Source organism: Pseudoalteromonas sp. P1-13-1a (assembly GCF_001401875.1).
Classification (GTDB): Bacteria; Pseudomonadota; Gammaproteobacteria; order Enterobacterales; family Alteromonadaceae; genus Pseudoalteromonas.
In genome coordinates, this window is record NZ_LKDV01000073.1 from 1 (window position 1) to 1,418 (window position 1,418).

General features: G+C 51.0%; 1 rRNA gene. It reads right to left on the reverse strand.

The features are described 5' to 3' along the window. Window positions 1-54: 54 nt before the first annotated feature. Window positions 55-1,418 (reverse strand): 23S ribosomal RNA (locus AN391_RS19810); the annotation flags it as partial.

Genomic DNA, 1,418 nt, shown 5'->3' on the forward strand with positions numbered 1-1,418 from the left:
TAGCTATTAACTTCTGTCGCTTGTTTCTGTCACATAAAACGCGTTTGGCGTTGTATGGTTAAGCCTCACGGGTAATTAGTACAAGTTAGCTTAATGGCTCACACCACTTCCACATCTTGCCTATCAACGTTGTAGTCTTCAACGGCCCTTCAGAGACTTTAAAAGTCTAGTGAGAACTCATCTCGAGGCCTGCTTCGCGCTTAGATGCTTTCAGCGCTTATCAGTTCCGAACGTAGCTACCGGGCAATGCCATTGGCATGACAACCCGAACACCAGCGGTTCGTTCACTCCGGTCCTCTCGTACTAGGAGCAACCCCTCTCAATTCTCAAACGCCCACGGCAGATAGGGACCGAACTGTCTCACGACGTTCTAAACCCAGCTCGCGTACCACTTTAAATGGCGAACAGCCATACCCTTGGGACCGACTTCAGCCCCAGGATGTGATGAGCCGACATCGAGGTGCCAAACACCGCCGTCGATATGAACTCTTGGGCGGTATCAGCCTGTTATCCCCGGAGTACCTTTTATCCGTTGAGCGATGGCCCTTCCATTCAGAACCACCGGATCACTATGACCTACTTTCGTACCTGCTCGACGCGTCTGTCTCGCAGTTAAGCTGGCTTCTACCATTACACTAACCGTACGATGTCCGACCGTACTTAGCCAACCTTCGTGCTCCTCCGTTACTCTTTGGGAGGAGACCGCCCCAGTCAAACTACCCACCAGGCACTGTCCGTAACCCCGATTCAGGGGCCAACGTTAGAACATCAAAACTACAAGGGTGGTATTTCAAGGACGACTCCAACAAAACTAGCGTCTCATCTTCTAAGTCTCCCACCTATCCTACACATGTAGGTTCAATGTTCAGTGCCAAGCTGTAGTAAAGGTTCACGGGGTCTTTCCGTCTAGCCGCGGGTACACAGCATCTTCACTGCGATTTCAATTTCACTGAGTCTCGGGTGGAGACAGCGTGGCCATGGTTACACCATTCGTGCAGGTCGGAACTTACCCGACAAGGAATTTCGCTACCTTAGGACCGTTATAGTTACGGCCGCCGTTTACCGGGGCTTCGATCAAGAGCTTCGTCCGAAAACTAACCCCATCAATTAACCTTCCGGCACCGGGCAGGTGTCACACCGTATACGTCATCTTGCGATTTTGCACAGTGCTGTGTTTTTAATAAACAGTCCCAGCCACCTGGTCACTGCGGCTCCCGTCCGCTTAGAGAGCAAGTCTCATCACAGATAGGAGCGTACCTTCTCCCGAAGTTACGGTACGATTTTGCCTAGTTCCTTCACCCGAGTTCTCTCAAGCGCCTTAGTATTCTCTACCTGACCACCTGTGTCGGTTTGGGGTACGATTCGGTATAATCTGAAGCTTAGAGGCTTTTCCTGGAAGTATGGCATCAGCAACTTCA